4 protein-coding genes and 1 pseudogene are annotated in these 4843 nt (G+C 56.6%); 4 read left to right on the forward strand and 1 reads right to left on the reverse strand.

Translation table 11 applies throughout. From position 1 onward, the window contains the following. The 4 genes and pseudogenes from HG542_RS36635 to HG542_RS36650 all read left to right on the forward strand — a co-directional run. The coding region (locus HG542_RS36635; RefSeq protein WP_498063299.1) for a hypothetical protein at positions 1 to 580 on the forward strand (580 nt) is incomplete at its 5' end. A 922-nt stretch (positions 581 to 1502) separates the two neighbouring features. Next, positions 1503 to 1928, forward strand: a complete 426-nt coding sequence (locus tag HG542_RS36640; protein WP_013213989.1) for an antirestriction protein — start codon at positions 1503 to 1505, stop codon at positions 1926 to 1928. Between the two features lie 127 nt (positions 1929 to 2055). Next, entirely contained in the window at positions 2056 to 2211 is a 156-nt protein-coding gene (locus HG542_RS36645) for a hypothetical protein (RefSeq protein WP_013213988.1), read from the forward strand. 463 nt (positions 2212 to 2674) lie between these two features. Next, positions 2675 to 3538 (forward strand): annotated as a pseudogene (locus HG542_RS36650) (IS1182-like element ISKpn6 family transposase); the annotation flags it as partial. 249 nt (positions 3539 to 3787) lie between these two features. Here HG542_RS36650 and HG542_RS36655 read toward each other — a convergent pair. Beyond that, positions 3788 to 4669, reverse strand: a complete 882-nt coding sequence (locus HG542_RS36655; RefSeq protein WP_004199234.1) for a carbapenem-hydrolyzing class A beta-lactamase KPC-2 — start codon at positions 4667 to 4669, stop codon at positions 3788 to 3790. Between the last annotated feature and the right edge of the window lie 174 nt (positions 4670 to 4843).

The raw sequence follows: 4843 nt of genomic DNA on the forward strand, positions 1-4843 counted from the left end.
TCACCACCGACTATTTGCAACAGTGCCTCTTTTCTGGCGTCTTAACTTTCTCCTTCTCTCCGGGGCAACAAACAGCGCCCAGATGTACCATGAGGCCGCCGCTCTTTCCTCCGAGCTGGATACTCGTTGGTCTTACCGCTCCAAAGAGCTTATGACGCTCTACAGCAAGGCGAAATCCTATGAGGCTGGGGAACGTGTCGAGTTCGGCGGAAAGTCGTTTGCACCGCTATACACGCCCAAAAACGACACGCTGATCAACCTATTCCAGATCTCACAGCAAGAACAAGAGCAACTGAAGACGATTATCAGCACTGACGAGGCTCAGAAGCGCCGCAGAGAGCGCGATAGACTGCGTGATGAAGAACGTCGCCGCGCCGCTGGCCAGCTTGAGCGTGAAGCCTATGAAGCCAACTCATTGAGCAGGCAAAAGCCCTGGGAAGCTATGGGCATGAGCCGGGCTAAATGGTATCGCCTGGGCAAGCCTTCACCTCAACAAAACAGTGAGACAAGTCCCTCCCCTATTACTAATGGCGAAGCCTCAGCGGTTGCCCTTCAGGCGGCCAGGTGTAAAGCCGTTTAGATGGCTATTTCAAAGTGAGTGAGATTTCGTAACGGATGGCAGCCCTAGAGGCTGCTTTCTTTTGAGGGGTTAGCAGGCGTATAGCCATGCTGGATCTCAGTCTATCACTACCTGCTTAATATTCCACCTTTAGATCCGGCAGCAGTTCGACCAGGTGGCCAACTTACCAGGCACCGGCAGCAGCTCGACCGGGTGGCCAAGTTCAGATCTGGACGCCAGAAGGAAATCAACCAGGTGGCCAACTTACCAGGCACCGGCAGCAGCTCGACCAGGTGGCCAAGTTCAGATCTGGACGCCAGAAGGAAATCAACCAGGTGGCCAACTCACCAGGCATCGGCAGCAGCTCGACCAGGTGGCCCATTTCGTACGTACGAAATCAGGCGACGCTATGCGAAATCTTGGCGGCAATCCCCCGCGACTACGTGATTTTTTTAACGTAGAGCGCGCTTTTTCTTGCCATAGTAGGCCATTTTGGCCTATAATCTTAATTAAGAAGACCGGGCACCCGCCACGGTCAATACCGGAGAACTCCGATGATCCACACAGCTAACCGCACCTTTCACCAACTCTATCGAGAATGGATACGCGAACGCCGCGAGCATATGCACAACGTTTTGACCTGGGAGCGTGATCGTTACGGTGCTCGCCTCGTCGGTCTGTTTTATCGTTACTGCAAGGTGGCCAACCCCTTTCCCCGTTGCACTCTGAATACTCGGATCAACTACCGCGCCCATGCGGTGAATCTGCCAGATTGGCCAGCCCGCAGCCTGGAGCTGAATAAAATGTGGCTCAGTTGGAGAGAAAAAAAGTAGGCCGATTTGGCCTATTTTTTATTGTACCCGCTTGACACAATAGGCCAAAATGGCCTATTATATATCTCAGAAGGCCGGGCACCCGCCACGGTCAATACCGGAGAACTCCGATGATGCAAACAGAACTTAATCCCCTGATCTGCTCCCTGGTCGCCACCCCTCGCCGTATGGCTGCAATGCCCCGCTATGTAGGCCGTTTCTATGTGGTTTTCGAGTCGATGCTTTACCAGCAAATGAAAGGGCTCTGCCGCGAGTATCGCGGGGCTTATTGGCTTATGTGGGAGCTGTCGAACGGCGGCTTTTATATGGCTCCTGGGCGTCGTGATGAAATGCTGAACATCGAGGCCATGAACTACTTTAGTGGCCAAATGAGCGCCGATGCTGCCGGGATTACCGCTTGCCTCTACCTCTATAGCCATCTGTCATTTCACACAGAAGGCGCTGACCAGGAGCGGTTTTCAAGGCTGTATCACAGCTTGCGGGATTGGGCTTGTGAGCATGACGAAAAAGAGGCCATCTTGGCCGCAATAGACTAGCAACAGAAAGCCCCGGTGATGGCCGGGGCTCTTAAAGGAGGTGCATAGGTAGAAAAAGAAATGGTGCCCCTGGTATGGCTGCAACCAATCACAGGGGCTTTCACCGGTCAATTTGAGGATAAACGCGATGAATACGGATATTGTATCACTTGCAAAACACATTGGCGACGCTCTGACGGCCCGCCGCCCCGTTCATATGCCGCGCATGAAGATGCGGGAGCTTGGCTTGCTCTTGATTGAACTGAAGGCGTATCGGGAGGCCGCCGCGACCGTTACCCATTGATAAAAAAGCCCCGGCATTGACCGGGGCTATTTGAGGATTTATCGCATGATTAGACCTGAAACGCTTAGGCCGTTCGCTGAAGATTGGCAGGCTCCAACCGCCGATGAAATCAAAGAGGTGTTGGAGCTGATTAGGCAACGAAAAGGGCTTAGTAAGCCTCTCAGTGGCGTTGATGTCGCTGATCTCGTTGGTTTGCCTGGTGAGAGAGGCAGCGGAAAGGGAACCCGAACCTTCAGGCGTTGGGTGAGCAAAACCAACCCTAGCCCTATTGCTTATGGTGCCTGGTCTATCTTGGCCCACCTGGCAGGTTTCGGGGCTATATGGGACGCTGACCGGGATTGAAACCATGACCGAACATAAGGCCGAACGTGCTCCCTGGGGAGACTTCCCGGCAGTAGTGAGGAACGGCGATCTAAAGGATCTCTCTAAAGAACCTGAATACGAAGCCGCCAAACATGGCGACCACAAGGCGATGAGCTATAAGCGCATGAAGCCGGCCGAGGACGAATTGCATTGCGAGATCAAGGCGCTGCTTGATCGCGCCAAGGCTACCGACGACCAGGAGCGTAACGAGCCGGAGCTGGACATTCCTGCCGAGATTTCTCGCCGCGAGAAGCGCCTGGAGGCGATCCAGGCGGCAAAGGCGCGCCTGGAAGCGCGCCAGCGTGAAGCGGACCAGGCCCGGGGGCGCAGCGAAGACGATGGCCGCCGGCCTCGCCATCCGGATGGCTCGGACAAGGGCGGTGGCTCGTACAAACGCGAGTTTGGTGTGCCGGATGACCGTGATCAGGAAAGCTTCACCGATCCGGACAGCCGGATCATGAAACACGCCGGTGGTGGCTCCGAGCAGAGCTACAACGGGTACACAGCGGTCGATGCCGAGCACCAGATCATCGTGGCGGCGGAGTTGACCAACTGCGCCGCGGACAGTCAGGCGCTGCTGGGCATGCTGGCAGCAGTTCAGGCCAACACCGGAGAAATGCCGGCCCAGACGCTGGCGGATGCGGGATTCCGTAGTGAGGCTGTTCTGGCAAAGGTCGCCGATCACCACGGCGATGTCATCGTTGCCCTCGGCCGCGAGGGACGTGAAGATGCCAAGGTCAATGCCAAGACCCATCCGCATACGGCGGCGATTGCGGCGAAATTGAAAACGGAGCAAGGCGATGCAGCTTACCGCCGGCGCAAGTCGATCGTGGAGGCTCCGAATGGTTGGATCAAGGCGGTGATGGGATTGCGTCAGTTCAGCATGAGGGGCCTGGACAAGGTGCAAGCCGAGTGGAAGCTCGTCTGCATGGCGCTAAATCTGAGGCGAATGGCGTATCTGTGAGGGCGAAGGTTAAATGGGGCGGCTCAAATGCACCCCAGTCGTCATAACACGCCGCGCGCCGCAAGATTGGTATCCTTGGCGCCGACGCCTTGCCAATTGCAGAGAGCGCCGCCGCCATCGTCAGTGCTCTACAGAAAACCGGTCACACGGCTCTGCCGCGCAGACTCCTAGCCTAAATGTGACAGTGGTTGGTAATCCATGCCGCCCGCAAGGGCGGCGGTGGTGGGCCAATAGATGATTTTCAGAGCCTTACTGCCCGTTGACGCCCAATCCCTCGAGCGCGAGTCTAGCCGCAGCGGCGATGACGGCCTCGCTGTGCTTGTCATCCTTGTTAGGCGCCCGGGTGTAGACGGCCAACACAATAGGTGCGCGCCCAGTGGGCCAGACGACGGCATAGTCATTTGCCGTGCCATACACTCCGCAGGTTCCGGTTTTGTCTCCGACTGCCCAGTCTGCCGGCACCGCCGCGCGGATGCGGTGGTTGCCGGTCGTGTTTCCCTTTAGCCAATCAACAAACTGCTGCCGCTGCGGCGCAGCCAGTGCAGAGCCCAGTGTCAGTTTTTGTAAGCTTTCCGTCACGGCGCGCGGCGATGAGGTATCGCGCGCATCGCCTGGGATGGCGGAGTTCAGCTCCAGCTCCCAGCGGTCCAGACGGAACGTGGTATCGCCGATAGAGCGCATGAAGGCCGTCAGCCCGGCCGGGCCGCCCAACTCCTTCAGCAACAAATTGGCGGCGGCGTTATCACTGTATTGCACGGCGGCCGCGGACAGCTCCGCCACCGTCATGCCTGTTGTCAGATATTTTTCCGAGATGGGTGACCACGGAACCAGCGCATTTTTGCCGTAACGGATGGGTGTGTCCAGCAAGCCGGCCTGCTGCTGGCTGCGAGCCAGCACAGCGGCAGCAAGAAAGCCCTTGAATGAGCTGCACAGTGGGAAGCGCTCCTCAGCGCGGTAACTTACAGTTGCGCCTGAGCCGGTATCCATCGCGTACACACCGATGGAGCCGCCAAAGTCCTGTTCGAGTTTAGCGAATGGTTCCGCGACGAGGTTGGTCAGCGCGGTGGCAGAAAAGCCAGCCAGCGGCCATGAGAGACAAGACAGCAGAACTAGACGGCGATACAGTGACATCAACGATATTCCTTGTTTGAAGGTGGAGCTAGGTGTAGCGGCCGGATGTAATCAGGCCGCTACAGCTGGGATTAGGGGTCTGACGCTCAGTGGAACGAAAACTCACGTTAAGAAGTCATTTTTCAATATTATTGAAGCATTTATCAGGGTTATTGTCTCATGAGCGGATACATA

The sequence above is a fragment of the Streptomyces morookaense genome (assembly GCF_013030945.1).
In the GTDB taxonomy this organism is placed as follows: Bacteria; Actinomycetota; Actinomycetes; order Streptomycetales; family Streptomycetaceae; genus Streptomyces; species Streptomyces morookaensis.